Consider the following 24036-nt stretch of genomic DNA (forward strand, 5'->3'; position numbering starts at 1 on the left):
CCGAAAGGTCACTCATGAGTATCGACACCCTCCCGCGGGCGGTGCGGCCCAGCCGTCACCAACCGCCCGGCCGCCGCTGGCGTTCCCGACTGGACGTCAAGGTGATGCCGTACACCCTGGTGTCCCCGTACTTCATCCTGTTCGCCGCCTTCGGGCTCTTCCCGCTGGCCTTCACGCTCTACTACTCGCTCTACGACTACGACCTGGCCGGGACCACGGAGTGGACCGGGCTGGGCAACTACGCCAAGCTGCTGACCGACGAGGACTTCTGGAACGCCGTCACCAACACGGTCGGCATCTTCCTCCTGGCCACGATCCCGCAGTTGCTGCTGGCGCTGTTCCTGGCCAACGCGCTGAACAAGCGGTTCCGGCTGCGCCTGGCCATCCGGATGAGCGTGCTGCTGCCGCTGGTGACCTCCGTGGTCGCGGTGGCGGTCGTGTTCACCCAGCTCTTCGCCCGCGACTGGGGTCTGGTCAACTGGATCCTCAGCTGGTTCGGGGTGGACGCCATCAACTGGCGGGCCGAACGGTTCCCGTCGTGGCTGGCCATCGCCACCATGGTCGACTGGCGCTGGACCGGCTACAACGCGATCATCTTCCTGGCCGGGATGCAGACGATCCCCCGCGACCTGTACGAGGCCGCGGCGATCGACGGCGCCTCGCGGCGGCGGCAGTTCTGGCAGATCACGCTGCCGATGCTCCGCCCGACCATGATCTTCGTGGTGCTCAACTCCACGATCGGCGGGCTCACGCTGTTCTCCGAGCCGACCACCTTCTACAACGGCAACGTCGACGGCGGGTCGCAGGGGCAGTTCCAGACGGTCGCGATGTTCGTCGTCAAGCAGGGCTTCCGCGAGTTCGACTACGGTTACGCCGCCGCGGCGGCCTGGCTGCTGTTCCTGCTCATCCTCATCGGAGCGTTCGTCAACTTCATGTTCGTGCGCCGGATCGGGGGCACCAAATGACCAACTGGTCGCCGACCCTCATCACCCGGGTCATGCTGGCGCTGGCCATCGTGCTGTCCGCCTTCCCGCTGTACTGGATGCTGGTCATCGCCTCGCGCACCAACGCCGACGCGGTCTCGGTGCCGCCGCCGTTCCTGCCGGGCGGCAACCTGGGCCAGAACATCGTCGCGGTGCTGAACAACGAGGACGCCCACTTCCTGCTCGGTCTGACCAACTCGTTCATCGTGGCGAGCGTCGTCACCGTCTCGGTGGTCATCATCTCGACGCTGGCCGGCTTCTCCTTCGCCAGCCTGACGTTCAAGGGCAGGAACGTGCTGCTGCTGCTCGTCCTGCTGACGATGGCCGTGCCGCTGCAGCAGATGGGCGTGGTGCCGCTCTACCGGCTGATGGTGAGCCTGGAGTGGACAGGGACCCTCAAAGCGGTCATCTTGCCCTACTTGCTCAACGGGTTCGGGGTGTTCCTGATGGCCCAGTACACCCGCCAGGCGGTGCCGATGGAGCTGGTCGAGGCGGCCAGGGTCGACGGCGCGGCCACCCTGCGGATCTGGTGGAACGTCGTGCTGCCGGCCGTGCGGCCGGGCATGGCGGTGCTGGGGATCAACACGTTCATGCTGATGTGGAATGACTTCATGTGGCCGCTGATCGTGCTGACCCCGGACAATCCGACCGTGCAGATCGCGATCACGTCGCTGAACGCGAGGTTCTCCACGAACTACACATTGATCTTCGCAGGAACGGCGCTGTCCATCATTCCGCTCATCGCGGTATTCGTCGCATTCGGCCGCCAGATCGTCGGCGGACTCATGGAAGGTGCGGTCAAGGCGTGACGACACAAGAGGAACAGACGCGTGCCGGGCTGAGCTTCCCCACGGGGTTCGCGTTCGGATCGGCCACCTCGGCCTACCAGATCGAGGGCGCGGTCGACGAGGACGGGCGCGGCGTCTCCATCTGGGACACCTTCGCCAGGACTCCCGGCCGCGTGCTCAACGGGGACAACGCGGACGTGGCCATCGACCACTACCACCGGTACCGGGAAGACGCCCAGGTCATGGCGGAGCTGGGCCTGTCGGCCTATCGCTTCTCGGTCTCCTGGCCCCGGATCCAGCCCGACGGGTCCGGCCCGATCAACCAGAAGGGCCTCGACTTCTACAAGCGGCTCACCGACGAGCTGCGGCAGCACGGCATCGACCCCTGGCTGACCCTCTACCACTGGGACCTGCCCCAGGCGCTGGAGGACAGGGGCGGCTGGCCCAACCGCGACACGGCCTACCGTTTCGCGGACTACGCGGCGACCGTACACGAAGCGCTGAAGGACTACGTGCATACCTTCAGCACCGTCAATGAGCCATGGTGCACCGCGTTCCTCGGCTACGCCTCGGGCGAGCACGCCCCGGGGCGACGCGAGCCGGAGAACGCGATCAGGGGCGCGCACCATCTCAACCTCGCCCACGGTCTGTCCGTACAGGCGATGGGCGCGAGGCGGGTCGGCGGCTGCGTGAACCTCTACGCGGTCACCCCGGCCACCGCCAGCGAGGCCGACCAGGACGCGGCGCGGCGCATCGACGGGCTGCAGAACCGGTTCTTCCTCGACGCGCTGATGACCGGCCGTTATCCGCAGGACGTCCTCGACGACCTCGGCATGGACCTGGGCTTCATCCAGGACGGCGACATGGCGACCATCAAGGCGCCGATCGATCTGCTGCTCGTCAACTACTACAGCCGCTTCACGGTTTCGGGAGCACCAGGCGGCAGAGCGTCGGCGGCGGCGGCGCCCACGGACACCGGCTCGCCCTGGGTCGGCAGCGAGCACGTGTCGTTCGTCAACGGCGGCCGGCCGGTCACCGCGATGGGCTGGGAGATCGACCGGAGCGGCCTGCTGGAGGTCCTGTCCAGGGTGGCGCGGGACTATCCGCCGATCCCGATGGTCGTCTCCGAGAACGGCGCGGCCTTCGACGACGTCCTGGAGCACGGCCGGGTGCACGACGCCGAGCGCGTGGCCTACCTGGACGCGCACCTGCGCGCCTGCCGCGACGCGATCGACGCCGGCGTGCCGCTGGAAGGCTATTTCGCCTGGTCGCTGATGGATAATTTCGAGTGGGCATGGGGCTACGGCAAGCGTTTCGGCCTCGTGCACGTGGACTTCGAAACCCAGCGGCGCACACTCAAGGACAGCGCCCTCTGGTACTCGGAGATCATCCGGCAGAATAGGCGCCATGAACAGACCGACTCTTGAGGCAGTGGCTGCTTTGGCCGGGGTAGGCCGGGGCACGGTGTCGAGAGTCATCAACGGCTCGCCCAACGTGAGCGAGAAGGCCCGCGACGCCGTGCAACAGGCCATCCAGGAGCTGGGCTACGTGCCCAACCGCGCGGCCCGGGCGCTGGTCACCCGGCGCACCGACACGGTGGCGCTGGTCGTGTCCGAGTCCGAGCTGCGCGTCTTCGACGAGCCCTACTTCGCCGGGACCATCAGGGGCATCGGCTCGGCGCTGGCCGAGACGGGCCTCCAGCTGATCCTGGCGATGGCCCAGTCGCAGGAGGAGCACGAACGCCTGGAGCACTATCTGACGGGGCAGCACGTCGACGGCGTGCTGCTCCTGTCGCTGCACGGCGCCGACCCGCTGCCCGGCAGGCTGGAGGCGATGGGCGTGCCGACCGTGCTGGGCGGCCGGCCCGTCGGCCTCACCCCCTACAGCTACGTCGACATGGACAACCGGGCCGGGGCCCGGCAGGCGGTCAAGCACCTGCAGGGTCTCGGCCGGCGGCGCATCGCCACGATCGCCGGGTCGCAGGACATGGGCGTGGGCGTCGACCGGCTGGCCGGCTACCACGACGCGCTGCTCACCTCGGGCGCACAGGAGTTGGTGGCCTACGGCGCCGACTTCTCCGAGGAGAGCGGCGCGGCGGCGATGTGCGAGCTGCTGGAGGCCGAGCCGGAGCTCGACGCCGTGTTCGCCGCCTCCGACCCGCTGGCGGTGGGGGCGATGCGGGTGCTCAAGGCCGAGGGCCGGACCATCCCGGGTGACGTGGCGGTGGTGGGGTTCGACGACTCCAAGATCGCCATGCACACCGACCCGCCGTTGACCACCATGCACCAGCCGGCCGAGGAGATGGGCCGCCAGATGGCCCGGCTGCTGGTGGCGCGCATCAACGGCGAGGTGCTCCGCCAGCCCGTGGTCATCCTCGACACCCACCTGGTGCGCCGGGAATCGGCTTGACCAGGAGATATCCTCCATCTGATCCCTGAAAGTCCGATCCCGGAAAGTCCGATCCCTGAGAGAGGATCCCCTCGTGCCCCAGCTTGCCGCCGGCGGATACACCGCGCAGGTCAGCCCGCGTGGCGCCGCGCTCAGGACGCTCCGGCACGACGAGCGCGACCTGATCACGAGCTGGCCCGCCGACGGCCCGGTCCCCTATTTCGCGGGCACGATCCTCGCCCCCTGGCCGAACCGGGTGGGCGGAGCCCGCTACCCGTTCGGCGGGCGGACGCACGAGCTGGCGGTGAGCGAGCCCGAGCGCGGCCACGCCCTGCACGGGCTGGTGTCAGGCGTCGACTGGCAGGTCGAGGAAGATCAGCACGCCTTCGTACGGCTGGCGCACACGATCACCCCGACGGCCGGTTACCCGTTCACGCTGGCCCTGCGGGTCGTGCACCACCTCGACGAGCACGGCCTGACCACCACGGTCACCGCCCGCAACGAAGGCGACGCCGCCGCCCCCTACGGCTGCGGCCCCCACCCCTGGCTGCTCGGCGACGACCTGGAGCTGCCCGCCGCCAAGGTGCTGGTCACCGACGAGGAGCTGCTGCCCCGCTCCCTCGACGACGTGTCCGGCTCCCCGTACGACTTCCGGCAGGCCCGGCCGCTCGACGGCGACGTGATCGACCACGCGTTCACCGGGCTGGCGGCCGGGGAGGCCCGGGTCGGCGGCGTGCGCATGACGTGGGACCCGGCCGTGCTGCCGTGGGTGCAGGTCTGCACCAGCGGGCAGCTCGGCTACGAGGGCGTGGCGGTGGAGCCGATGACCTGCCCGCCCGACGCGTTCAACTCCGGCACCGACGTGGTGGTGCTGGAGCCCGGTGGCGAACACGCGGCGAGCTGGACGATCAGCGCCGCCTGACCCCAGAATCAGGACTCGTGGACAGCAGGACGAAACGGCGTTTAACGCCCACCGAGCTCGACGACCTCGCCCGGCGCGCGCTCGGCGCGGGTGTGACCGAATCCACCGAACTCACCGACGGCTACGCCAACGCGGTCTGGCGGCTGTCCCTCGACGACGGTCGCGAGGTGGTGCTCAAGTTGTCGCCGCCGCCCGAGCTGGACCAGCTCAGCTACGAGCGCAACCTGCTGCGGATGGAGGCGGCGGCCTACGAACTGGCCGCCACCGCGGGCGTGCCGATGGCGACGCTGCTGGTCGCCGGGTTCGACGACCCCGTGCTGGGCGGCGACTACCTGCTGCTCGGCGCGCTCGACGGCGTGTCCTGGAACGACGTGAAGCCGGACGGCGAAGCCGGCCTCCGCCGCGAGCTGGGCCGCCTCCTGGCCAGGTTCAACGCCGTGACGGGCGAGGTGTTCGGCTACCCGCACGCGGCCATCACCGGCGGCACCTGGCGCGAGGCGTACCTGGCCATGGTGGGGGCGCTGCTCGCCGACACCGAGCGCTACCCGACGCCGCTCCCCCTGCCCGCCGCGGAGATCGGCGCGCTGCTCGCCGCCGCCGCGCCCGTCCTGGACGAGGTGACCACGCCGCACCTCGTCCACTTCGACGTCTGGGCGGGGAACGTCTTCCTGGACCTCACGGGGACGCCCAGGATCCAGGCCATCATCGACCACGAGCGGGCGTTCTGGGGCGACCCGCTGGCCGAGTTCGTCACGCCGACCATCTTCGGCGAGCTGCGCGAGGACGACCCGCTGCTGGCCGGGTACCGCGAGGTGACCCCGGTGGAGCTCACCCCCGCCGCGCGGACCCGGCTCGACCTCTACCGCGCCTACCTCTACCTGATCCTGCTGGTGGAGAACGGGCCGCGACAGTACCCCGAGGCGGAGTACGCGCGCATCCGCGACCTGGCCACCACCTCACTCATGGACGTCCTCGACCGCCTCGTAGGACTTGCCCCCGGGACCCACGGCTAGCTTCCCGCACTGCCCGGCGCTCAGGCCGGTGACCTTGTTCGGTACACCCAGATCCACCGGCGCGGGCGTGTTGCCCGAACAGGCGAGCGCGCCCTTGACCGTGGTGCCCGACAGGATCGGCGCCGCGTTCGAGGTCAGCAGGGCCGCGCCGCGGATGTCGGCGCCCACGACGGCCAGCGCCCCGGCGCGGTCGACCGTCAGCGCGCCGTCCACCCGCGCGCCGAGCACCTGCACCGAGGCGGCCTTCGAGGCGATGAGCGCGCCGTCGACGCGACCACCGGTGACGACCACCGAGGCCCCGGCCCGCACCGTCACCGGGCCGCTCACCTGCGCGTGGTCCAGGCAGGTGACGCCGTCGGCGATGGTCAGCGGGCCGCGCTGGACGCCGGTGACGGTCCTGGTGCAGGCCGGCGGCGGCGCGATCGTGGTGACCGTGAAGCTGCCCGCCTCGCCGTAGTTGCCCGCGCCGTCGATCGACCGGTACTCGATCGCGTGCCGCCCCCTGGGCAGCTTGCCGTACACGAGGGAGTCGATGACCGTGCCGCCCTCGGTGAACGTCCACGGCAGGTCGGAGGAGGTCGGCCAGCCGAAGTAGTTGAACCAGCCGTCCTCGTCGACCCTCGACTCCGAGACCACGTAGCCGCCCTGGTCGTCGGTCCCGGTCAGCTTCATCGAGAAGGGCCCGTTGTAGACGTAGGTGTCACCGGACCTGACGAGCGGCCGCGACAGCTCGTAGCCCGTCTTCGGCGAGGTGGCGTCGACCGTCCAGGTCAGCGTCCGGCCGCCGGCCGTCGCGGTGAGCGTGTGCGTGCCCTCCGCCGGCTTCAGCGCGCCGAGGTCCAGGTCGCTGCCGCCGTCGCCGACGCGCTTCCCGTCGAGCGCCCACGCGACCGCTGGCACGCTCGCGGCCGGGTGCGTGGTCTCCACGTACACGACGCCGGTACGGCCCAGCGGCCGGTCCACCGGTGTGGACGAGACGATGCCGGGGGTGACGCCGTCGGGCGGGGTGGTCAGCGACGTGTCGACGGTCCAGGAGCGGGAGGCGCTCATCGCGGCGCGGATCGCCGGGTCCCTGACGAAGTTCGTCGGGTCGGTGACCGTCGCCTTGATCGTGTGCGTGCCCGGGGTGAGGCCGAGGGTGCGCAGGTCGAGCGCGGCCGGCTCGCCGCCGGGCAGGTCCGCGCCGTCGACGTTCCAGGTGACGGTGAGCGCGTGGCCGTTCGGGCGCATCGGCTCCACCCAGAGCACCCGGTCCGCGCCGACGGGCGTGTCCGACGGCGTGGCGTCCTGGATCACCGTCGTCTTGGCGGTGATCCGCTGCGCCATCACCTCCCGGCTCACCTGGTCGTAGTAGTAGCCGAGCGTCTTCATCATCGAATGCCGGCTCGGCCGCCAGATGCCCGTGGTGGAGTACATGCCGCCCTCGTAGCGGCCGATCGGGCCGCCGGACTCGCTGGGCTCGCCCAGCCAGCGCCACCACTTCTTCTTCTGGTCGAGCATTTGCTGCTCGGTCAGCAGCGTGTGATGGGCGGAGGCGGGCTCGGGTCCCGTGTAGGCGCCGCCCGGGACGCCGCGCTGGTAGTAGTCGTACTCGTCCTGCAGGCCGCCCAGGGAGTGGCCCAGCTCGTGCGGGCTGATCAGGGCGGACATGGAGTTGCTGCCGGACGCGGTCGCGTAGGAACCGCCCGCGCCGCCGTAGGTCCCGCTGTTGGCCAGCGCGAGGATCTGCCGGTTGGCCGTGGTGGTGCCGGTGACCAGGTTCGCGTAGCGGGTCGCGGCGGTGTTGTCCATGGTGATCAGCCGCTGGACGCTGTTCGCGTTGCACTGGCCCCAGAAGCCCATGCTGAGCGGGGTGGTCTTCTTCGGCGAGGTGAGGGCGGGGTCGCAGCTGACGCCCGACTCGCCGGAGACTATGTCCACCCGGTAGACGTTGATGTAGGCGCGATAGGACTTGTACGGCTCGATGGACCACATCACGTTGAGGTGCCGGTCGACGTCGGCCTGGAACTTCGCCTGCTCGGACTCGGTGTAGCCGTCGCCCATGATGACCAGGTTGAACCGTTTGGCGGGCGCGCCGGTGACCTGGACCGGCACGACGGTGGCAGCGCCGGGCTCGGCGGCCGCGTTGGCTTTGTCGGCTGCGTTGGCTGCGTCGGCTGAGAGGGCTGGGGGAACGTATAAGACGGCGGCGGCCAGGACCAGGGCCGCGGATCTACGCATGCCCCGCATTATCGGCCCGTTGATCGGCCGGCGCCTTATACGAATCGCCGATAACTTCGGGGTGATCGCTCCCGAACGACGATCCACCCCGGACTCCGCCTCCGGCGGGACGTCCCCAGCGTCCCGCCGTACGGCTGGGCGTCGTTCTGGAAGCCCAGCCCGTGTGGTGCGGGTCAGGTCGTGGGGAGTTCGGCGAACAGGACCGGTTGGGTCGTGGGCTGTTCGGAGCCGCCCGCCGGTTCGACCGTGAGGCCGACGTGCTCGTCTCCCTTGGCCGCGGTGGCCAGCATGGGCGTGGTGACGCCGTCCGGGCGCTGGTTCAGGAGCCCCGCTGGGCGGATGCCGTCCCGGCCCATCAGCCACAGCTCGTACACCCTGGACCGCGGCAGCTCCGGCAGGCCCGACGACGTGAACACCATCCGCCCCCGGACCCGCGAGACCACGACGGTGCCGCTGCCGCCCGCGGTGATCGGCTGCCGTACGGTCGTGACGTCGGGCGCGGCCAGGACCGCGGCGACCTCGCCGTCCCTGGCCCGCAGATCACCCAGGTCGCGGCGGGCGTCGAACACCACGACGCCGAGCGCGATGGCCGCCGCCGTGGACACCGCGGCCAGCCCCGCCACCGCCCGCCCCCGCCGGCGCCGCATCGGCACGACGACGCCTTCGGACGCGGCGGCGATCTCGGGGGCCACCGGGCTCTCGGACGGGATCCGGATCGTGGCCGGATCGCCGGAGACGACCCGCTCCTGAGACCGCCCACCATCGCCCCCAGGCACCCCCTCACGGACCGTCGCCTCGTCCGGCCGCCGTCCCGTGTCACGGTCCGTCGCGCTATCACGCGGCGGTCCCGCCTTCCAGACCGTCACGTCACCAGGCGGGCGGCTCGCGTCGCGGAGGGTCACGTCCCATGGAGACGGGCTCTCGGCGGGGCGGCTCGCGTCCCAGACGGCTGGGGGCGATCCCGGGCGGCGGGGGTGCCAGACGGTGGGGGCGTCGTCGGCGGGTAGTGGCCGTACCCGGTCGGCAGGCTCCTGCCGTACCCCGGCGACGGCCGCGAGGACGCGGGCGCGCAGGGCGGCGGGCGGTGTTTCGGCGATCGCGAGTGCGAGCAGGACGGCCGTCTCGCGGAGGCGCCGCACCTCCGCCCGGCACGCCGGGCACTCCTTCATATGCCTTTCGAACAGCACCCCGTCGCTGTCCGGCAGCGCGTGCACGGCATAGGCGCCGGAGAAGGTGTGGAGCTCCTTGCTCATATCGCACTCCACGTCGCTCGGGGGTTCACGCCCTTACTTCGGCGTCTCGGGCGTTTCGGATGGCAGATGGTCTATGCATTTCTCCACAGAGAGCTACAATCTCATCGGGTGATGAAATATGTCCTGTGTAATAGCGGGCGGCGGACCGGCGGGCGCGATGCTCGCCCTCTTGCTGGCCAGAGCAGGCGTCGAGGTGACCCTGCTGGAGAAGCACGCCGACTTCCTGCGTGATTTCCGTGGCGACACGATCCATCCATCGACACTTCAGGTGCTGGACGAGCTGGGGCTGGTGGAGGAGTTCCTGATGCTCCCCCACCGCAAGGCGTACGGGGCGGCCCTGATAACCGACGACGGGCCGATCCAGTTGGCGAACCTGCGTGGGCTGCCGGGCAAGTACGACTACATCGCGTTCGTCCCGCAGTGGGATTTCCTGAAGCTCATCACGTCAGCGGCCCAGAAGTATCCGACGTTCCGCCTGCTCATGGAGGCAGAGGCGACCGGCCTGATCCGCGAGGGCGGCGCGGCGCGTGGGCTGCGATATCGCGATAAATCGGGTGAGCATGAGATCAGGGCGGAGCTGACCGTGGCCGCGGACGGCCGCGGTTCGACGTTGCGCGCGGCGGCCGGGCTGGTGCCGCAGGAGTTCGGCGCGCCGATGGACGTCCTGTGGTTCCGGCTGCCGCGGGTCGAGAGCGACCCCGACCAGACGTTCCTGCGGATCTCGACCGGCCACATGATGGTCGGCATCAACAGGGAGACCTACTGGCAGCTCGCCTACATCATTCCCAAGGGCGGCTTCGACCGGCTGGCCGAGCGGGGCATCGACGCGTTCCGCGAGCCGGCGGCGCGGCTGCTGCCGTGGCTCGGGGACCGCATCGGGCAGATCACGAGCTATGACGACGTCAGCATGCTCACCGTGGCGATCAACCGGCTCCGCCGCTGGTATCGGCCCGGGTTCCTGGCCATCGGCGACGCGGCGCACGCGATGTCACCGATGTTCGGCGTCGGCATCAACCTGGCGGTGCAGGACGCGGTCGCCACGGCCAACCTGCTGGCGGCGCCGCTGGGGGCGGGCCGACCCGTCCCGGAGGCTCTGCTGCACCGGCTGCAACGCCGCCGCCTGCTGCCCACCAGGGTCACGCAGGCCGTGCAGCGTGTGGCGCAGGACCGGCTGATCGGCCCGACAATCAACGGTCAGGTAGGCCCGCCCCGCATCCCGGGCAATCTGCCGCGCAATCCGCTGGTCAGCGGGGTGGTCCGTCGCTTCCTCGGCCTGGGCGTGCGCCCGGAGCACGTGATGACGCCCGAACGCTGACCCCGTCCGGTCCGTCCGGATACGCGGCCGTTCTCACAACGTGGACATCGGGGTCGGCGACCGCGGGCCGGTAGCATACCCTCGTATGTCGTGAGCGCACTGAGCAATCCCGAGGAACTCGATTCCTGGCGAGCCCTGCCGGCGGCCCAGCAGCCTGACTGGCCCGACCGCAGCGAGCTCGAGAAGGTCGTCGCCGAGCTCGGCGGCCTGCCCCCACTCGTCTTCGCCGGCGAGTGCGATCAGCTCAAGGAGCAACTGGCCGCTGTCGCGCGAGGCGAGGCGTTCGTGCTGCAGGGCGGTGATTGCGCCGAGACGTTCGCCGGAGCGACCGCCGACAATGTGCGCAACAAGCTCAAGACGCTGTTGCAGATGGCGATCGTGCTGACCTACGCCGCCAAGGTGCCGGTGGTGAAGATCGGCCGCGTGGCCGGGCAGTTCGCCAAGCCGCGGTCCAAGGGCACCGAGACGCGTGACGGCCTGGAGCTGCCCGCCTACCGGGGCGACATGGTCAACGGGTTCGCCTTCACCCCCGAGTCGCGCAACCCCGACCCGTGGCGGCTGCTGAAGGCCTACCACTCCTCGGCCGTGACGCTCAACCTGGCCCGCGCGTTCACCAAGGGCGGCTACGCCGACCTGCGCCAGGTGCACGCCTGGAACCAGGACTTCGTGGGCGAGTCCCCGGCCGGTCGCCGCTACGAGCAGCTGGCCAGGGAGATCGACCAGGCACTGGCGTTCATGCGCGCCTGCGGGGCCGACCCGGAGGAGTTCCACACGGTCGAGTTCTACTCCTCGCACGAGGCGCTGATCCTCGACTACGACCGGGCGCTCACGCGTATCGACTCGCGGACCGGCAAGCCGTACGACGTGTCGGCGCACATGGTCTGGATCGGCGAGCGCACCCGTCAGCTCGACGGCGCGCACGTCGACTTCTTCGCCCGCATCCGCAACCCCATCGGCGTCAAGCTCGGCCCGACCACCACGCCCGCCGAGGCGCTGGCGCTGGTCGAGAAGCTCAACCCCGAGAACGAGCCGGGACGGCTCACGTTCATCACCCGCATGGGCGCCTCCAAGATCCGCGAGCACCTGCCCGCGCTGGTCAAGGAGGTCACCGCGGCGGGCGCGCAGGTCGCCTGGATCTGCGACCCGATGCACGGCAACACGTGGGAGGCGCCGAGCGGCCACAAGACGCGCCGGCTCGACGACGTGCTCGACGAGGTGACGGGCTTCTTCGAGGTGCACCGCGCGCTCGGCACGCATCCCGGGGGCATCCACATCGAGTTCACGGGCGACGACGTGACGGAGTGCGTGGGCGGCGGTCACGAGATCGTCGAAGACGACCTCTCGCGCCGCTACGAGACGGCCTGCGACCCGCGGCTCAACCGCGGCCAGTCGCTCGACCTCGCGTTCCGGGTGGCCGAGCTCTACCGCTCCAGCTGAGTACGGCCGGCAGCCCCGGTAGGGCCGGGGCTGCCAGAGCATTCTTCGGCCATGCCCGGCCGCCATCTCCTAGGATCACCCTGACAAAGATGAGAATTCCTCAACTATCGGGAGAGATCGTGGACAGCGCCCCGGATGGCGTGGACCCGAGCGTGCCCAACATCGCCCGGATGTATGACTACTTCCTGGACGGCAAGGACAACTTCGCCGCCGACCGGGCCGCGGCCGAGCAGATCTTGAAGCTGTTCCCCGATACCAGGGAGTCCGCCAGGGCCAACCGCGCCTTCCTCCGCCGGGCCGTACGCCATCTGGTCGAGTCAGGCATCGAGCAGATCGTGGACCTGGGCGCGGGGCTGCCCACCCAGGGCAACACGCACGAGATCGCGCCCGAGGCGCACGTCGTCTACGTCGACTACGACCCCGTGGTGTGCGCGCACGGGCGGGCCCTGCTGACGGGCGCGAACGTGGACTTCGTGGAGGCCGACATCAGGGACACCGGCGCGCTGCTGGAGATCCTGGGCGAGACGATCGACTTCGGCCGGCCGGTGGCGTTCCTCATGCTGGCGGTGCTGCACTTCCTCCCCGACGAGGCCGCGTACGGCATCGTCGGCAGGCTCCGTGACGCCGGGCCGACGGGCAGCTACCTGGTTGTCAGCCACGCCGTGGACGCCAAGCCCGACACCACCCCGCAGGCGCTGGAGATCTACGAGCGCGCGACGGCGGCGCTCAACCTCCGGACGCCCGAGGAGATCGCCCGCTTCTTCGACGGCTACGAACTGGCCGAGCCCGGCCTGGTCTACCCCCAGGACTGGCGCCCCGACGCCGACGAACCGCTGCTGGAGGCCGCCACCAACGTCGGCTACGCGGGAATCGGCCGCAAGCCGTAGAACGAGAAAAGCCCCGCTGGTGCGGCGGGGCTTCGTGGTGCGGTCAGTTCTGCTCGGCGCCCTTCAGCTCCTCATTGAGCTCGGCCCTGATCGCCTCCATGTCGAGCGCGCGGACCTGGCTGATCAGGTCGTCGAGCGCGGGCGCCGGGATCGCGCCGGGCTGCGCGTAGACCACGATGCCGTCCCGGATCGCCATGAGCGTCGGGATCGAGCTGATGTCGAAGCCCTGGGCGAGCGCCTGCTCCGCATCGGTGTCGATCTTGCCGAAGGTGATGTCCTCGTGCTTGTCGGACGCCTTCTCGAAGATCGGCCCGAACATCTTGCACGGGCCGCACCATTCGGCCCAGAAGTCGAGCAGGACAATCCCCTTATCGGCGATGTCGTTGAAGTTCTTCTCGGTTACCTCGATGCTCGCCACCAGTGGCTCCTCGTATCGTCGAGTGAAGTCGGTATGTCATCTCAAGGTGCAAACCTGTCAACCACGTACCTGCCACCAGCATTCCATGTCCCCGTCACGGGCGGACCGCACGGCATGCGACCTGTCAGCGTGCAGTTCATCGGGAAACGAGGCCGGGGCGTTTCAGCCGGTCGTCACGGCGCGCCGGACGCTCTCGCGGAGCACTGCCCGGCAGGGGCGTGGTGGCGTTACAGAAAGCCCGCACCGTCCAGTTGGAGGTGGAAGGCCTTCTTGCCGGGGTGGGCGGCGCGGAGCCGGGCGACGTAGGAGGCGAACTCGGTCCGCCTTCCGGCGCGCTCGAACAGGGTCCGCAGGGTGAAGAGGTATTGGATCGCTTCCTGGTAGCCGGGTCTGCTGGCCCGGCTGACGCTGGATTCGGCCAGTTCCTGGTAGACCGGGATGGCGTCCTGCGGGTGAGTCTCAGCACGGGCGTCGACCACGCGCATGCGCAGGTCGGAGCCGAGTTCATAGGCCTGGAGAACCTCCCAGGCGCCCGCCGCGTCCCCGTTGACCAGCAGCACCTCGGCCAGCGTATGGGCCATGGCGGCCGACGAGCGAAGGTGCGTGATGGCCTTCGCCTTCCACGGTGCCGCGTCCGGGCCGGCCTGATCGATCAAACTCTGATAGGTGTGCGTGGACGGTGAGAGTGTGAAGAGCTGCCACCGGGTCTCGAGCGCCTGCTCGGTCCGTCCGGCGTGCTGATGGCAGTCCAGAGCGAGCGTGAGGAGGTGCTGATCGCGGCCGTAGCGGCCCATCCCCTGATCGATCCAGCGCAAGGCTTCGTCGTGACGACTCTCGCCGATCAAGAGATGAGCGATCCTCGCGATGTCCCGGCTGCTGGCGACCCGCTGGGCGAGCATGGCGACCGCGGCGTCGGTGCCGCCCTCGGCGCGGGCGAGCGACTCGCGCAGCGTGCTCAGCTTGTAGTCGGGGACTCTGCCTGCGATGGCACCGTCCAGCAACTCGTGGCAGCGGCGCAGGCCCAGAGCACCCAGCGCGCGAGCATAACCGGGCAGCGAGCTCTCGAAGGTGCACCAGTTGCTGATCAGTACCTTGCCCATCAGCCACTCTGCCAGCTTCACCGGGTCGGGCGAGCCGGCCAGGCAAGCCTCCTGATGCATGCCCTGAACGCGTCCGAGATCGTCGACGAGCTGGCCACCGTAGATCTCACCGGTGTCCAGCGCCTCCTCAATGAGGTCGATCGCGCGGACGATCAGCTCGCGAGCGGTGTCCGGTGACGGCTCGATCAGGTCGTCGATCTCGTCGAGGACCTCCTCCAGGTCCTCGAGATCGGGATACCACTCCCCCTTGTACCAGGAGTTGCCCTCATCCTCGGCCTCGGCCAGCAGGTCCCCCATGACCGCTTCCAGGTCAGCGAGAAGGTCGGCCGGCTCCTCGCCGATGACGGTCTCCGCGAGCTCGGTCCACAGCCGGTCGGCGAGCGTGGAATCCGCCGCGGCCAGAGTGGCGAGGCGGCGGGCCAACCAGTCGGAGTCCTGAGTTCGCAGCAGCGCGTACAGGTCAGGCGCGGGCTGCACATCACCCATCCGGACCCAGGTCACCGCCGCGGCGGCCGCATGGGCGCACAGCTCGGGATCCAGGCACTCGCATACCGCGCGCATCCCGCTCGCGGTGAAAGTGACCGTCACCGAATACCCACTCACCAGCGCGGCGACCGATGCTCCCTTCTCGGTCAACCCCGCGACCTTGCCGTCAGCGGCCAGCGCCAGAGCCTCAGCGAACACCGACTCGCCGACCTGGCTCCGTACGGCTTCCTCGTCAACCTGGATGAGCGCCATGACCTCGATTATTCCGCAATCAACTCCCACCGGTTGAAGTCGGTGCTCTGCCCGGGCTTGTGGGCGCACGCCTTCTGCCAGAAGATCGATTCCCTGAACAGTGCCACTGGCTCATCCGTCCAGAGAGGAAGCGCTGTGGACATCGATCGACATCCGCTGAGCGATCTGGAGAAATCTCTCCTCACCGTCGCCGACCAGTACGGCTTCCAGCTCACGCACGTGGTGAAGTACTACTGCGAACTGGAACAACCCGACCGAGGCGTAGTCGTCTATCTCAACCGGCGACGCACGCCGTCGAACGTGATCGCGGTGATGGTCCATCCAGAGACCGACCTGACCCGGCTGTTCGACCTGGCGGGATTATCGATCCCCGCCGACTTCAGACACGGCACGAACATGCGCCGATTCCCGAAGAGGCGGCACACCGGCAAGCAGCCGATCACCTACGGATACTCCATCGAGTGTGATGATTCAGGCGTCTTCGGCCGCCTGCTCGATCGTCTCGCTTGATGCCGGATCCGCCGGCGACCGAGCATCGATGTTCTCCGTGCCCTCCAGCCTTCCGGTGCGGAGGGCGTCCAGCAGGTAGTTGAGCAGACGTTCGACCTGATCGGGGTCCAGGGCCGCGATGGCCGCGCCGTGCGCGGCGACCAGGACGTCCAGTGGCTCGACGCCCTGCCGGAGCACACCGTCGCGCACCCCCGCGTCGAGGAGCCGGCTCACCGCGTCGAGCGCGCGAGCCCTGGCACCCGGGAAGGTGACGGCGTTCGTGTCAGTCGCCGCCGTGGCGCGCAAAGCCCGCGCGAGGCCGTGCTTGGCGGTCAGGTAGTCCACCCATCGTCCGAGCCAGAGGCGTAGCGCCTCGTCCGCGGGCATCGTACCGAGCACCTCGTCCGCCGAATCGCAGACCCGCGCGAGCTCGCTCGCGTGCGCGGCCTCGATGAGGGCCTCCCTCGTCGGGAAATGTCGGTACAGGGTGCCGATGCCCACGCCGGCCTCCTTCGCGATGCCCTTCAGCGAGGTTCCGGGACCTTCGCGGGCGAACGCGCGGGTCGCGATCCGCAGGAGCCGTTCACGGTTCGCCCGGGCGTCGGCTCGGGGCTGTCTGGGGTCCTTCGTGGCCATAGATCGCTTTCTGCAGAGTCCACCCGCCGTTTTAAACGGAGCCGGGTCCGCTTATAGTGGAGCTAACCGGACCCTGCTCCGTTTAATTCTAGATGAAGGAACATCAGCATGAACACCGACCACGTCACGACCCCTTTCGGACCGGCCACGACCGCCGAAGAAACCGTCGAGGGCGTCGACCTGTCCGCCAAGAAGGCCATCGTGACAGGAGCGTCGTCGGGAATCGGCGTGGAGACCGCGCGGGCGCTCGCCAAGGCCGGCGCGGACGTCACCCTCGCGGTCCGCGACACCGCCCAGGGCGAGAAGGTCGCCGCCGACATCGTGGCGTCCACCGGCAACGCGCGCGTGCACGTCGCGTTCCTGGACCTGTCGGCCCGCGACTCGATCGACGCCTTCGTCGCCTCATGGCGGGGTCCGCTCGACATCCTGGTCGACAACGCCGGCATCATGGCCACCCCCGAGCGGCGTACCGCCGAGGGCTGGGAGCTGCAGTTCGCCACCAACCACCTCGGCCACTTCGCCCTCACGGTCGGGCTGCACGACGCCCTCGCGGCCGCCGGGCACGCCCGCGTCGTCGTCGTGAGCTCCGTGGGCCATGTCAACGGGGACATCCTCTGGGACGACATCAACTTCGAGCGCCACCCGTACGACGAGTGGAAGGCCTACAGCCAATCCAAGACCGCGAACATCCTGTTCGCCGTCGAAGCCGCCAGGCGCTGGGCCGACGATGGCATCACGGTCAACGCGCTCAACCCCGGCCGCATCTGGAGCACCGGCCTGTCGCGGCACATGTCCGCCCCACCCGCAGCATTCGAGCCCGAATCCAGCGACGGCGTGACGGTCAAGAACATCACCCAGGGCGCGGCCACCTCGACCCTCCTGGCCGCCTCGCCCCTCGTCGAAGGCGTGACCGGACAGTACTTCGAGGACTGCCAACCAGCCGCCCCGCACACGCCCGGACTCCGGCGCGGCTTCGCGGCATACGCCGTCAACCCCGACGCCGCCGCCCGCCTCTGGCAGGTGTCCGTCGACATGATCGGCAACGCCCGCCGGTAGCCCCTCGATATGCAGTCTTGTCGGTGTCGGCTGACATGATCTGCCGATGACGGTTAACAGCTCCTTGATCGCATCTTTCTGGGATGCTTCCGCCGTTTCCTTCGATGAAGAGGCCGATCACGGCCTTCGGGAGCCCCATGTCAGAGCGGCGTGGGCCGAACGCGTGCGCTCATGGATGCCCTCTTCGCCCGCCGATGTCCTGGACCTGGGTTGTGGCACCGGCTCGTTGTCCTTGCTGCTCGCCGAGCAGGGCCACCGGCCGATCGGGGTGGATCTGGCGCCGCTGATGGTCGAGCAGGCCCGCCGCAAGCTCACCGAGGCCGGCTTCGATGCCGTGATGATGGTAGGCGACGCGAGCAGCCCGCCCGCGGAGGCGGGAACATCCTTCGACGTGATCCTGTCCCGTCACCTGCTGTGGACCTTGGCCGCCCCTGAAAAGGCACTGCGCCGATGGGTTGACCTGCTGCGCCCTGGCGGGCGTCTGGTGCTCATCGAGGGCCGCTGGGCAACCGCCGAACCGAGTGAGGACGACTCCTATCCAGCAGATACCGCGGCGATGCCGTGGATGGGCGGAGTCGAGGCCGAGCGGCTCGTACAGGCGCTGCGCCCGATGGTGCGGACTTCACGCGTCGAGCCACTCCTCGATCCCGCTCTATGGGGACGGTCCATCCAGGACGAGAGATATGCCGTGGTTGCCTTCGCGTAGCGATCCCCGAGGCCGGCCGTACGTACGCCGCGTGGACGGCCTCGGTCGCTTGGGGCTGTGCGTCAGCTTGGCGGACCTGGTTCGCGTCTCGGCCATGCGGCCAGGGCCAGTTCGGCGATCTCGGCGAGTTCGCCCGCGTCAGCTCCGTCCCGGGCGCGCTGCGACATTCCTTGGATGACGACGGCGAAGTAGCCGGCCAGCGTACGGGGATCGGCGCATGGGGGTAGTTCGCCGTCCTGCTGAGCGGTGCGCAGGCGGTCCTGGAAGACCACGAGGTTGGCGTTGCGCAGATCGCGCAGGAACGCTGCTATCTCGGCGTCCTGGACGGTGACGTTGGTGGCGGCACTGATGGTCAGGCAACCGGCGGGGTGGGCGGGGTCGGGGTAGATCGCTACGGTCTCCCGCAGGACGCGGGCGAAAGCTTGTCAGTGGCAGCGCCGGTCGAACCCGGCTTCGTGATATCCGTCGAAGAACTCCACGATGACGCCCTTGAACCCGTCCCGCCATGATCCGCTCGGGTTGACGTACACGGTGCCGAAGAGCTGGGCGCCCTCGACGCCCTCGATCGCGGCGGACTTGTAGTAGCGCGCGATCTCGACGTCGGGCAGCTTGGTGAGCAGGGCCACGCGGACCAGATAGTCGCAATGATTGCTGTTACCCGACTGAATACCCACCGTGCCCTGCACGGCCATGTCACCAGGCTCCGTGTCGGGCGGGAGCGGGAGCATGCTCACCCGCTCCTCCAGCCGGGCCAGCCTCTCGTCGTTGCGCCACTCGGGGACCTTGAACACCAGGACGTAGGCGACGACGGAGGCGAGGAGCGCCAGGCACACGAAGAACGGCCACCTTCTCCGCTGTCTCGGTAACGCCTCCGGGACCGCCTCGATCAGCACCATGCCACCCTCCAGAGCGCTTGCCGGCTGATCACCATTCAACAACAGGGCGGAGAGATCGGCACGGATCGTGGTTCGCGAGGAGGGTCACGGGCGGCCCACGCGGTGTGCGGGGCCGCCCGTGACGAAAGGGTCAGCGGCCCGGCAGTGTCAGGCCGATGACGAGCGGGTCGTGGTCGGAGGAGCGGAAGGCGTCCGGCTTGTACAGGGACGCCGGGTTGTACTCGGTGTTGTAGTCAAGAATGCGTGGCTCGTCCGAGTTGATGTGCCAGATCGTCGCGCTGGTGACCCGCTTGAGCAGTTGCCGGCCGACCAGCGCGTGGTCGAGCTCTCCCGCCAGCCCGTCGAACAGGTAGCTGTAGCGCAGCGGCGCCGGCACGAACTTCTTGGTCACGCTGGTCAGCCCGCCCGCCTCCAGCGTGTGGATCGGGTCCTCCTCGCCGTAGGCGTTGAGGTCGCCGAGCACCACCGGGTTCGGCAGGTCCTTCACCAGCCCGAGCAGCGTCTGGGCCTGCTTGACGCGGGTGGCGTTCCAGCAGCTCTGTCCGTCGCCCTGGTCGGTGTCGGGGCCGCTGGACGGGCAGGTGCCCTTGGACTTGAGGTGGTTGACGATCATGGTGAACGGCTGGCCGCCCGCCGCCCGGCGGAAGGTCTGGATCAGCGGCGGCCGACTGAACACCGCGTCCTGCGACGCCTGCGGCGCGCCGACGGGCGTGAGCCTGGCGGGCTTGTAGATCACCGCGACCTGGATGGCGTCCGTGCCGGGGTACGGATGCTGGAGCGCCGCGTACGTACCCGCGCCGACCTCGGCGTTGACCGCGTCCACGAGCGCCTGGAGCGCCGTCTGGCCGTTGTTCTCGACCTCCATGAGGGCGACGGCGTCGGCGTTGAGGCCCTTCAGCGCCGCCACCAGCTTGGCGAGCTGCCGCTGCTGCTCCACGGCGTTGGTGGCGCCGCGCGAGCCGAGGGTGGTGAACCAGTTCAGCGTGTTGAACGAGGCCACCTTGACGTTGCCCACGACCGGGAACGGCCGGGGCAGCCGCGGGTTGGTGTTGTGGTAGTTGATCGGCTTGGTGGGTTGCAGGCGGTAGGTGCCGAATCCGTAGCCGAGCACGCCGGTGATGCCCGCGGCCAGGTCGCCGGTCCGCACGATGGGCGGCAGAGTGGCCGGGTTCTCCCTGCTGGAGCCGTCGTCGATGAGCAGCGAGCGGCGCGCGTTCAGCGCCGCGTCCACGCCGGGCCGGTCCGTCGGCTGGAACAGCCGCCCGCCGGAGGAGACGGTGACCTCGCCGTATCGGCCCAGGTTGTAGTGCTCGCTGACGGTCAGCGGCTGCGGGAAGGTGAGCAGCATGTTCTCGACGGGCTCCCGCGCGTCACTCGGCAGCTTGTACGGCTGAGCCGCCACCGAGCCGGTGCCGCAGACGTCCACCGCGGTGACCGGCGACAGCTCCGTCCACCCGTTGTACTCCGTCGCCTTGCCCGTCACGAGCACCCGGTCCCCGACCGCGACGTCCTTGAGCGTGTCACGGGCGTAGGCGAACAGGCCCTCGGAGGTCTTCGGGTCGGCGTCCGGCTTCGGGTCCTGGAAGAAGAAGCCGCTCAGCTGGTCGGCGCGCTGGAAGTCGCCGGTGACGACGCCTTCGACGGTGACCGTCTGCCCGGTCAGGGGGCTGGCGTCGCCGTCGCCCTGCACCTCCGCGATCCGCCGGCTCGGCGGTGTGTCGCACGGCGTGGCCGGTGTGGCGAGCGCCGGCGTGGCCGGGAGGGCGGCGGCCACGATGAACGCGACGAGAAAAGCTCGGCTTAAAACATGCATGACCGGCACTTTAGAGCTAATTGCGGTCACATATTTCCACATGAAAGTGGCCAGAACATTAAATCATCCAACCTTGACATTGGGTGCTACCGGGTATGAAGACTGCATGGACTGGGTCACCTGCGCCTCTTCGGCAGCCTGTATGGGAATAGCCCGCCAACCGTACGACCGTTGCCTGGCACACCTGCGACCAGACGAAGCAGCCGTGACACTCGACGAAATTACCCCCGGACGCCTGCTGGACCTGCGCGGCACGCCGATCAACGGACCGCTGCTCGGCAGGATCATCGAGGCGACGGGCGGTAGACCTGGCCGGACCCGGCTGGACCGGGTCACGTTCACCGGCGACGTGCGGCTGTCCGGCGTGACGTTCACCGGTGACGTGTCACTGGACGGCGCCAGGTTCGAGCGGCTGGCATCGTTCTTCGGCGCCCGCTTCGAGGGCAACGTGTCGCTGGCCGGGGCCACGTTCGCCCGCGAGCTGTCCTTCCACGGCGTCCGGGTGCGCGGCCACCTCTCACTGGACCGGGCGGTGATGTCGCGTGACGCGCTGTTCAGCCAGGCCGTGTTCGGCCACGGGCTGTCGTGCGAGCGGGCCAGGTTCGACGGTTACGCCACGTTCGACGGGGCCATGCTGGGCGACGGCGCGAGTTTCCGCGGCGCCAGGTTCGGCCGGACGCTGTCCTTCCGCAAGGTCACCGGCCATGCCGGGTTCGACACCGCGCACTTCGCGGCCGACACCTACCTCTCGGTCTCCGGCCGGCTGTCCGCCTCGCGGGCCCGCGCCGACGGCACCTTCGACGTGGCCGTCGCGTCCGGCCGGGTGGACCTGCGGCGGATGGAGGTCGCCGGCGGAGTGACGATCCGGCTCACCGACTCCCAGGCCGACCTGGAGGGGGCGGTGCTGCGGGGGCCCGCGATGGTGACCGGGCGCGGCTGGTCCACGCTGACCTCGCTGCGCCACGTCGACGCGGCCGACCTGGCGCTGTTCGGCCTCGACCTGTCGGGGTGCAGGTTCGCCGGGCTGGCCCGCCCGGCCGCGGTCCGGGTCAAGAACTGCACGTTCGCGCTGACCCCGCGAGGGGTCCGGGTGAGCCTGCGCTGGCCGATGCTGCGCTGGTTCTCCCGGCGCAGCGCGCTGGCCGACGAGCACACGATGCGCGGCTGGACCGCCCCCGGCGACAACCCTGCTCGCCATCCGGCCACGGGCAACCGTCCGACGGCGCAGGATCCGCCCGCCGGGCCCGACCGGCTGACGGCGCCCGACCGGCTGGCCGTCCTCTACGCCGGACTACGCGCCCAGGTCGACGACGTCGACACCTCGGCCGACTTCGCGTTCGCGGCGATGGAGATGCGCCGCCAGGCGGGCCGCCGGTGGTTGTTGTCGCTTTCGTGGCTGTTGTGGGGGTACGGCATGCGGATGGGCCGGGCGGCGGCCTGGCTCGCCCTGCTGATGGCGCTCACCGTCGGCGCCCTCTTCTGGACGTCGACCTCGCACGCGGAACGCGCCGCCGACCCACCACCCGCCGTACACCACTAGTCGAGGGCATCGTCGTCTTCCATCTCGTCCGGCAAGGAGCTCGGCCGCTCTCGCCAGAAGCGTTCGTACGGCGTGAGCCAGTCACGGATCTCCATGAGCGGCGCGGCCTCCAGCCGGTAGAGCCGTTCCCGGCCCCGCCGGGTCTCGGCCACCAGGCCGGCGTCCTTGAGCACCTTGAGATGCTCCGAGACGCTGGGGCGGCTCATCTCGAAGCGTTCGGCCAGCCGCCCGGCCGGCTGCGTGCCCTCGTCGAGCAGCAGGCGCAGCAGCTCTCGCCGGGCCGGGCTGGCCAGCGCGGTGAACACGTGGTCGGCGGAGATATGCATGTCTACCACTATATGTAGGACTTTTCCTACCTACCAAGCCATCAGGGATGTCCCGGATTACAAAGGAGGATCTCCCTCCCTAAGATAGGTACATGCGCATCGACGACTACGTGGCCGAGCTGGGCGAATCCCTGTGCGGGCCGCCGGGTCCCAAGCGCGACCTGGTCGTCGAGGCGCATGACAGCCTGGCCGACACCGCCGACGCGCTGGAGGCCGAGGGCCTGGCCCGGGCCGAGGCCGAGCGGCTGGCGGTGCGGGAGTTCGGCGCGATCACCGAGATCGTGCCGAGCTACCAGCGGGAGCTGACCGCCGCGGCCGGCCGGCGGCTGGGCCTGCTGCTGGTCATCAGCCTGCCGATCACCGTGCTGATGTGGTCGGTGATCTGGCGCTTCTACCCCACCACCTCCCTGGCCGCCTGGGCCGCCAGGCCCGACTGGTACGACACCGCCTCGCGGGGGCTCGACATCCTGCAGCTGTCCACGGGCCTGTACGGCGGGCTGTCGCTGTTCGCGCTGGGCCGGGGCACCCGGTGGATCCGCAGGCCGCAGCTGGTGACCAAGTCGCTGGGGATCATCGTCTGGCTGATGCTGCCGGTGACCGGGGGGCTGGGCCTGCTGCTCTCCTATGGGGCCGGCCTGCAGGAGAGCGCCCAGATCTTCCTGCCCGCCATCCTCGCGAACCTCGTGACGGCGGCCTTCTGGGGCCTGCAGCTCTACGGCGCGACGCGCTGCCTGCGCATCAGCCAGGCTGCGTGACCCTCGGCCGCAGCACACCACCGATCACACTCGCGAACTCGGCCCAGGCCGACCGCTCCCCTTCCAACTGCTTCCGCCCCGAATCGGTCAGGCGGTAGGTGCGCCGCCTGCGCCCGCCGACCGTGGCCCACTCGCTGGCCAGGCAGCCGATCCGCTCCAGCCTGCGCAGCGCCGGGTAGACGGTGCCGGTCGGCACGTTGAGCGCGCCGCCGCTGCGTTCCTGCAGGGCCTCGATGATGGCGTAACCGTGCAACGGCTCGCGCTCCAGCACGGAGAGCAGCAGAGCGTCCATGTGGCCGCGCAGCGCGTCGGGGTTCATGACTCTGATCTTAGATAGCCCTTCATTATGTAGCCAGT

24 protein-coding genes are annotated in these 24036 nt (G+C 69.5%); 14 read left to right on the top strand and 10 right to left on the bottom strand.

All coding sequences use genetic code 11. From position 1 onward, the window contains the following. Nucleotides 1-14 precede the first annotated feature (14 nt). From AB0F17_RS60695 to AB0F17_RS60720, 6 genes are all read left to right on the top strand, one after another. Nucleotides 15-965 (top strand): sugar ABC transporter permease, encoded by a 951-nt coding sequence (locus AB0F17_RS60695; RefSeq protein ID WP_358044835.1) that lies wholly within the window; start codon nt 15-17, stop codon nt 963-965. Then, the gene (locus tag AB0F17_RS60700) at nt 962-1792 is read left to right on the top strand and encodes a carbohydrate ABC transporter permease (RefSeq protein ID WP_358044838.1); all 831 of its coding nucleotides are present in this window, start codon (nt 962-964) and stop codon (nt 1790-1792) included. Before AB0F17_RS60695 ends, AB0F17_RS60700 begins: the two co-directional genes overlap by 4 nt. After that, a complete protein-coding gene (locus AB0F17_RS60705) occupies nt 1789-3198 on the top strand; it encodes a GH1 family beta-glucosidase (RefSeq protein ID WP_358044841.1) in 1410 nt (469 codons plus the stop codon). Before AB0F17_RS60700 ends, AB0F17_RS60705 begins: the two co-directional genes overlap by 4 nt. After that, complete coding sequence (locus AB0F17_RS60710) at nt 3179-4180, top strand: LacI family DNA-binding transcriptional regulator (RefSeq protein WP_358044845.1); 1002 nt, start codon at nt 3179-3181, stop codon at nt 4178-4180. The genes AB0F17_RS60705 and AB0F17_RS60710 overlap by 20 nt, the downstream gene beginning before the upstream one ends. A 73-nt stretch (nt 4181-4253) precedes the next feature. Further along, nucleotides 4254-5081: an aldose 1-epimerase family protein gene (locus AB0F17_RS60715; RefSeq protein ID WP_358044848.1), complete on the top strand. Its 828-nt coding sequence runs from the start codon at nt 4254-4256 to the stop codon at nt 5079-5081. A gap of 17 nt (nt 5082-5098) precedes the next feature. Further along, the gene (locus tag AB0F17_RS60720; RefSeq protein WP_358044851.1) at nt 5099-6094 is read left to right on the top strand and encodes an aminoglycoside phosphotransferase family protein; all 996 of its coding nucleotides are present in this window, start codon (nt 5099-5101) and stop codon (nt 6092-6094) included. On the opposite strand, the gene AB0F17_RS60725 is transcribed toward AB0F17_RS60720, so the two are convergent. Continuing rightward, on the bottom strand, nt 6038-8314 hold the full coding sequence (locus AB0F17_RS60725; protein WP_358044854.1) for a M64 family metallopeptidase: 2277 nt from the start codon (nt 8312-8314) through the stop codon (nt 6038-6040). The genes AB0F17_RS60720 and AB0F17_RS60725 overlap by 57 nt on opposite strands. Nucleotides 8315-8487: 173 nt before the next feature. After that, entirely contained in the window at nt 8488-9567 is a 1080-nt protein-coding gene (locus AB0F17_RS60730; RefSeq protein ID WP_358044857.1) for an anti-sigma factor, read from the bottom strand. Between the two features lie 118 nt (nt 9568-9685). Here AB0F17_RS60730 and AB0F17_RS60735 point away from each other — a divergent pair, with 118 nt between their 5' ends. From AB0F17_RS60735 to AB0F17_RS60745, 3 genes are all read left to right on the top strand, one after another. After that, nucleotides 9686-10882, top strand: a complete 1197-nt coding sequence (locus AB0F17_RS60735) for an FAD-dependent oxidoreductase (RefSeq protein WP_358044860.1) — start codon at nt 9686-9688, stop codon at nt 10880-10882. A gap of 90 nt (nt 10883-10972) precedes the next feature. Then, entirely contained in the window at nt 10973-12319 is a 1347-nt protein-coding gene (locus AB0F17_RS60740; protein ID WP_358044863.1) for a class II 3-deoxy-7-phosphoheptulonate synthase, read from the top strand. Between the two features lie 119 nt (nt 12320-12438). Beyond that, complete coding sequence (locus AB0F17_RS60745) at nt 12439-13206, top strand: SAM-dependent methyltransferase (RefSeq protein WP_358044866.1); 768 nt, start codon at nt 12439-12441, stop codon at nt 13204-13206. Between the two features lie 43 nt (nt 13207-13249). Here the strand turns inward: AB0F17_RS60745 and trxA are convergent, their stop codons facing one another. Next, nucleotides 13250-13624: a thioredoxin gene (gene trxA, locus AB0F17_RS60750; protein WP_358044869.1), complete on the bottom strand. Its 375-nt coding sequence runs from the start codon at nt 13622-13624 to the stop codon at nt 13250-13252. 227 nt (nt 13625-13851) lie between these two features. After that, entirely contained in the window at nt 13852-15462 is a 1611-nt protein-coding gene (locus tag AB0F17_RS60755) for a DUF6880 family protein (RefSeq protein ID WP_358044872.1), read from the bottom strand. 135 nt (nt 15463-15597) lie between these two features. On the opposite strand from AB0F17_RS60755, the gene AB0F17_RS60760 reads away from it, so the two are divergent. After that, nucleotides 15598-15972, top strand: coding sequence for a hypothetical protein (locus tag AB0F17_RS60760; protein ID WP_358044875.1), 375 nt, complete (start codon nt 15598-15600; stop codon nt 15970-15972). On the opposite strand, the gene AB0F17_RS60765 is transcribed toward AB0F17_RS60760, so the two are convergent. Then, a complete protein-coding gene (locus tag AB0F17_RS60765; RefSeq protein WP_358044878.1) occupies nt 15934-16587 on the bottom strand; it encodes a TetR/AcrR family transcriptional regulator in 654 nt (217 codons plus the stop codon). The genes AB0F17_RS60760 and AB0F17_RS60765 overlap by 39 nt on opposite strands. A gap of 108 nt (nt 16588-16695) precedes the next feature. On the opposite strand from AB0F17_RS60765, the gene AB0F17_RS60770 reads away from it, so the two are divergent. Continuing rightward, the gene (locus AB0F17_RS60770; RefSeq protein WP_358044881.1) at nt 16696-17643 is read left to right on the top strand and encodes an SDR family NAD(P)-dependent oxidoreductase; all 948 of its coding nucleotides are present in this window, start codon (nt 16696-16698) and stop codon (nt 17641-17643) included. Between the two features lie 46 nt (nt 17644-17689). Then, complete coding sequence (locus AB0F17_RS60775; protein ID WP_358044884.1) at nt 17690-18349, top strand: class I SAM-dependent methyltransferase; 660 nt, start codon at nt 17690-17692, stop codon at nt 18347-18349. Between the two features lie 62 nt (nt 18350-18411). Here the strand turns inward: AB0F17_RS60775 and AB0F17_RS60780 are convergent, their stop codons facing one another. The 3 genes from AB0F17_RS60780 to AB0F17_RS60790 form a co-directional block, all read right to left on the bottom strand. Then, complete coding sequence (locus AB0F17_RS60780) at nt 18412-18621, bottom strand: hypothetical protein (protein ID WP_358044887.1); 210 nt, start codon at nt 18619-18621, stop codon at nt 18412-18414. Between the two features lie 153 nt (nt 18622-18774). Beyond that, nucleotides 18775-19245: a hypothetical protein gene (locus AB0F17_RS60785; protein ID WP_358044890.1), complete on the bottom strand. Its 471-nt coding sequence runs from the start codon at nt 19243-19245 to the stop codon at nt 18775-18777. Nucleotides 19246-19375: 130 nt separating this feature from the next. Beyond that, nucleotides 19376-21058, bottom strand: coding sequence for an ExeM/NucH family extracellular endonuclease (locus tag AB0F17_RS60790; protein WP_358044893.1), 1683 nt, complete (start codon nt 21056-21058; stop codon nt 19376-19378). 205 nt (nt 21059-21263) lie between these two features. Between AB0F17_RS60790 and AB0F17_RS60795 the strand changes: the two genes are divergently transcribed. Beyond that, a complete protein-coding gene (locus AB0F17_RS60795) occupies nt 21264-22598 on the top strand; it encodes a pentapeptide repeat-containing protein (protein WP_358044895.1) in 1335 nt (444 codons plus the stop codon). Here the strand turns inward: AB0F17_RS60795 and AB0F17_RS60800 are convergent. After that, nucleotides 22595-22924: a metalloregulator ArsR/SmtB family transcription factor gene (locus AB0F17_RS60800; protein ID WP_358044898.1), complete on the bottom strand. Its 330-nt coding sequence runs from the start codon at nt 22922-22924 to the stop codon at nt 22595-22597. The genes AB0F17_RS60795 and AB0F17_RS60800 overlap by 4 nt on opposite strands. A 92-nt stretch (nt 22925-23016) precedes the next feature. Here AB0F17_RS60800 and AB0F17_RS60805 point away from each other — a divergent pair, with 92 nt between their 5' ends. Further along, on the top strand, nt 23017-23679 hold the full coding sequence (locus tag AB0F17_RS60805; RefSeq protein ID WP_358044901.1) for a permease prefix domain 1-containing protein: 663 nt from the start codon (nt 23017-23019) through the stop codon (nt 23677-23679). Here the strand turns inward: AB0F17_RS60805 and AB0F17_RS60810 are convergent. Then, nucleotides 23663-23998, bottom strand: coding sequence for a helix-turn-helix transcriptional regulator (locus AB0F17_RS60810; protein WP_358044904.1), 336 nt, complete (start codon nt 23996-23998; stop codon nt 23663-23665). The two genes, AB0F17_RS60805 and AB0F17_RS60810, sit on opposite strands and share 17 nt — an antisense overlap. Between the last annotated feature and the right edge of the window lie 38 nt (nt 23999-24036).

The organism is Nonomuraea sp. NPDC026600 (assembly GCF_040638335.1).
GTDB lineage: Bacteria > Actinomycetota > Actinomycetes > Streptosporangiales > Streptosporangiaceae > Nonomuraea.

What these genes read in the sequence shown, in the direction of transcription:
- AB0F17_RS60695 (WP_358044835.1), top strand. Translation starts at nt 15, where the DNA reads ATGAGTATCGACACCCTCCCGCGGGCGGTGCGGCCCAGCCGTCACCAA.
- AB0F17_RS60700 (WP_358044838.1), top strand. Translation starts at nt 962, where the DNA reads ATGACCAACTGGTCGCCGACCCTCATCACCCGGGTCATGCTGGCGCTG.
- AB0F17_RS60710 (WP_358044845.1), top strand. Translation starts at nt 3,179, where the DNA reads ATGAACAGACCGACTCTTGAGGCAGTGGCTGCTTTGGCCGGGGTAGGC.
- AB0F17_RS60725 (WP_358044854.1), bottom strand. Translation starts at nt 8,314, where the DNA reads ATGCGTAGATCCGCGGCCCTGGTCCTGGCCGCCGCCGTCTTATACGTT.
- AB0F17_RS60730 (WP_358044857.1), bottom strand. Translation starts at nt 9,567, where the DNA reads ATGAGCAAGGAGCTCCACACCTTCTCCGGCGCCTATGCCGTGCACGCG.
- AB0F17_RS60735 (WP_358044860.1), top strand. Translation starts at nt 9,686, where the DNA reads ATGTCCTGTGTAATAGCGGGCGGCGGACCGGCGGGCGCGATGCTCGCC.
- AB0F17_RS60755 (WP_358044872.1), bottom strand. Translation starts at nt 15,462, where the DNA reads ATGGCGCTCATCCAGGTTGACGAGGAAGCCGTACGGAGCCAGGTCGGC.
- AB0F17_RS60765 (WP_358044878.1), bottom strand. Translation starts at nt 16,587, where the DNA reads ATGGCCACGAAGGACCCCAGACAGCCCCGAGCCGACGCCCGGGCGAAC.
- AB0F17_RS60770 (WP_358044881.1), top strand. Translation starts at nt 16,696, where the DNA reads ATGAACACCGACCACGTCACGACCCCTTTCGGACCGGCCACGACCGCC.
- AB0F17_RS60775 (WP_358044884.1), top strand. Translation starts at nt 17,690, where the DNA reads ATGACGGTTAACAGCTCCTTGATCGCATCTTTCTGGGATGCTTCCGCC.
- AB0F17_RS60785 (WP_358044890.1), bottom strand. Translation starts at nt 19,245, where the DNA reads ATGGTGCTGATCGAGGCGGTCCCGGAGGCGTTACCGAGACAGCGGAGA.
- AB0F17_RS60790 (WP_358044893.1), bottom strand. Translation starts at nt 21,058, where the DNA reads ATGCATGTTTTAAGCCGAGCTTTTCTCGTCGCGTTCATCGTGGCCGCC.
- AB0F17_RS60800 (WP_358044898.1), bottom strand. Translation starts at nt 22,924, where the DNA reads ATGCATATCTCCGCCGACCACGTGTTCACCGCGCTGGCCAGCCCGGCC.
- AB0F17_RS60805 (WP_358044901.1), top strand. Translation starts at nt 23,017, where the DNA reads ATGCGCATCGACGACTACGTGGCCGAGCTGGGCGAATCCCTGTGCGGG.
- AB0F17_RS60810 (WP_358044904.1), bottom strand. Translation starts at nt 23,998, where the DNA reads ATGAACCCCGACGCGCTGCGCGGCCACATGGACGCTCTGCTGCTCTCC.